Source organism: Ruegeria sp. YTSC002 (genome assembly GCF_059609845.1).
The window spans coordinates 2,501-6,167 of sequence record NZ_JBXWML010000027.1 but is presented as its reverse complement, the minus strand read 5'-3'; the positions used below and the strand labels follow the sequence as shown (position 1 = coordinate 6,167).

The 3,667-nt window shown below is 53.5% G+C and carries 1 tRNA gene and 2 rRNA genes; all 3 read right to left on the bottom strand.

Annotated features, from left to right (window positions below):
* Positions 1-6: 6 nt before the first annotated feature.
* A tRNA-Met gene (locus AC2FFD_RS22130) sits at positions 7-83 on the bottom strand.
* A 130-nt stretch (positions 84-213) separates the two neighbouring features.
* Positions 214-328: ribosomal RNA gene (rrf, locus tag AC2FFD_RS22125) — 5S ribosomal RNA — on the bottom strand.
* 184 nt (positions 329-512) lie between these two features.
* A 23S ribosomal RNA gene (locus AC2FFD_RS22120) occupies positions 513-3,339 on the bottom strand.
* Positions 3,340-3,667: the final 328 nt, after the last annotated feature.

The window sequence follows — 3,667 nt, the reverse complement described above, 5'->3', positions numbered from 1 at the left end:
TATTTTTGGTTGCGGGAGTAGGATTTGAACCTACGACCTTCAGGTTATGAGCCTGACGAGCTACCGGGCTGCTCCATCCCGCGACACTTTTGTGGTCTACCGCCTATTCGGCTACTTGAGACCGTTTTTCGGCCTGTTGCTTACGCTACTTGAGGCCGGGGTCGAATGAGTTCGATATCGTAAGAGAGAAGTTTGATTGTGGGCTTTTTCTAGGTTTGGCGGTGACCTACTCTCCCGGGGCTTGAGCCCAAGTACCATTGGCGCGGCAGTGCTTAACTTCCGGGTTCGGGATGGGACCGGGTGTTTCACTTGCGCTATGACCACCAAACCGAGGAAAAGCCCCCGTCGCTCTTTTTGCTTTGCAAAAAGGCGACGCGCGGGAGGCAGCGTATTCGCTTGCGAATGCGCGTTCCCGCACGGTTATTATGTCAATCAACAGTGTCGCTTGGCGCGACACAGCCATCCTTGGTCCAAGGTGTGTATGTTTTTGATTTGTCTTTCTGTTACTGGATCAAATCAAGCCTATCGGGCGATTAGTACCGGTCAACTGAACGCATTGCTGCGCTTACATCTCCGGCCTATTGACGTGGTGGTCTTCCACGGCCCTCAGGGAGACCTTGTTTTGAGGGGGGCTTCCCGCTTAGATGCCTTCAGCGGTTATCCTGTCCGATCATAGCTACCCAGCACTGCCGTTGGCACGACAACTGGTCCACCAGTGGATCGTTCACCCCGGTCCTCTCGTACTAGGGGCAACTCCTCTCAAGTCTCCTACACCCACGGCAGATAGGGACCGAACTGTCTCACGACGTTCTAAACCCAGCTCACGTACCTCTTTAAACGGCGAACAGCCGTACCCTTGGGACCTGCTCCAGCCCCAGGATGAGATGAGCCGACATCGAGGTGCCAAACACTGCCGTCGATATGGACTCTTGGGCAGTATCAGCCTGTTATCCCCGGCGTACCTTTTATCCGTTGAGCGATGGCCCTTCCACTCGGGACCACCGGATCACTATGGCCGTCTTTCGACTCTGCTCGACTTGTCAGTCTCGCAGTCAGGCTGGCTTCTGCCATTGCACTCAACGAGCGATTTCCGACCGCTCTGAGCCAACCTTCGCGCGCCTCCGTTACGCTTTAGGAGGCGACCGCCCCAGTCAAACTACCCGCCACGCAGGGTCCCGGATCCGGATAACGGACCGCGGTTAGACATCAAGAGTGCGAAGGGTGGTATCTCAAGGGAGGCTCCACAAGAACTGGCGTTCCTGCTTCAAAGCCTACCACCTATCCTGCACATCACAATCCTGATGCCAGTGCGAAGCTGTAGTAAAGGTGCACGGGGTCTTTCCGTCTAACCGCGGGAAGCCTGCATCTTGACAGGCAATTCAATTTCGCTGAGTCGATGTTGGAGACAGCGGGGAAGTCGTTACGCCATTCGTGCAGGTCGGAACTTACCCGACAAGGAATTTCGCTACCTTAGGACCGTTATAGTTACGGCCGCCGTTTACCTGGGCTTCAATTCAAGGCTCTCACCTCTCCTTTTAACCTTCAGGCACCGGGCAGGCGTCAGACCCTATACGTCGTCTTGCGACTTCGCAGAGCCCTGTGTTTTTAATAAACAGTCGCCACCCCCTGGTTTGTGCCCCCAGCCCCTAGTTGCCTAGGAACCGGGCCTCCTTCTCGCGAACTTACGGAGGTATTTTGCCGAGTTCCTTCAACATCGTTCTCTCAAGCGCCTTGGTATGCTCTACCAGTCCACCTGTGTCGGTTTAGGGTACGGTCTGATGGAGGGCTATTTCCAGGAACCACTCAGCAGCCCAATCAATCCGATAAGATTGAACTACACCTGTGATCCGTCACATCCTCCTGGCCTAGGAATATTAACCTAGTTCCCATCGCCTACGCCTTTCGGCCTCGGCTTAGGGGCCGGCTTACCCTGCTCAGATTAGCTTTAAGCAGGAACCCTTGGACTTTCGGCGAGAGTGTCTCTCACACTCTTTGTCGCTACTCATGTCATCATTCTCACTAGTGATCTCTCCACCGGATCGCTCACGCGCCGGCTTCATCGAAAGCCTCTCTCCTCCAATACGCCCGAAGACGTGAAGGAGGAATGAGACTATGTCACACTACGCTCTGCTACCATGCCTTACGGCATCCTAAGCTTCGGCTCATGGCTTGAGCCCCGTTACATCTTCGCCGCAGGACAACTTGTTTAGACCAGTGAGCTGTTACGCTATCTTTAAAGGATGGCTGCTTCTAAGCCAACCTCCTGGTTGTTTTGGTCGTCCCACCTGCTTTCCCACTTAGCCATGAATTGGGGGCCTTAGCTGTAGGTCAGGGTTGTTTCCCTCTCCACTACGGACGTTAGCATCCGCAGTGTGTCTGCCATCTAGTACTCCCGGGTATTCGGAGTTTGGTTAGGATCAGTAAGCCTGTGGGGCCCCATTACCCATCCAGTGCTCTACCCCCCGGGGTATTCGGATGACGCTCTACCTAAATAGATTTCGCAGAGAACCAGCTATCTCCGAGTTTGATTGGCCTTTCACCCCTAGGCACAGCTCATCCCGATCCTTTTCAACGGATGTGGGTTCGGTCCTCCAGTAAGTGTTACCTTACCTTCAACCTGGCCATGCCTAGATCACTCGGTTTCGGGTCTGATCCCACGAACTCATACGCCCTATTAAGACTCGCTTTCGCTACGCCTACACCTAACGGCTTAAGCTTGCTCGTGAGACCAAGTCGATGACCCATTATACAAAAGGTACGCCGTCAGCTCGCAAGGAGCCTCCGACTGATTGTAGGCGTTCGGTTTCAGGTACTGTTTCACTCCCCTCGTCGGGGTGCTTTTCACCTTTCCCTCACGGTACTGGTTCACTATCGGTCAGCAAGGAGTACTTAGCCTTCGAAGGTGGTCCTCCGATCTTCAGACAGAATTTCACGTGTTCCGCCCTACTTAATACGTCCGTCAAAGCTTCCTATACGGGGCTGTCACCCGCTATGGCCACGCTTCCCAACGTGTTCTAGTCACTCATCCGGCTCGGCTGGTCCCCGTTCGCTCGCCGCTACTAGGGGAGTATCAATTGATTTCCTTTCCTCCGGGTACTTAGATGTTTCAGTTCCCCGGGTTTGCCTTTATAACCCTATGTATTCAGGTCATAAATACCTGGTTATGCCCATTATTGATTAGCACAGCTAACAATAACAAACATTCAGGTGGGTTGCCCCATTCAGAGATCCATGGATCAAAGCTTATTCTCAGCTCCCCATGGCTTATCGCAGAGTATCACGTCTTTCATCGCCTCTTGCTGCCAAGGCATTCACCAAACGCCCTTCTCGCGCTTGATTTGATCCAGAAAGAGAAAGACACGACCTTTTTGTCCTACCGCCTATTCGGCTACTTGAGGACATGAACTCTTTCGGCCTTCGGCCTTCACAGTTCGGGGGTCGGATCGATCGAGACCGCCCAGCTGGTAACTAAAGGCAGTCATTCTTCTGAACCAAAAACATACATTTCCCGCCCCCGCCACTTGGACGAGGACAATTGAGCAACCCCATATGGTCTCTCAGCCGTGCAGCTGATCAACGCAGGTCGCTCGGGTTAGTATATTAGACTTGGACAACTCTGTTCGTTTCGATCGGGATACGCATTCCAGGCCGGCTAGACCCAAACTGC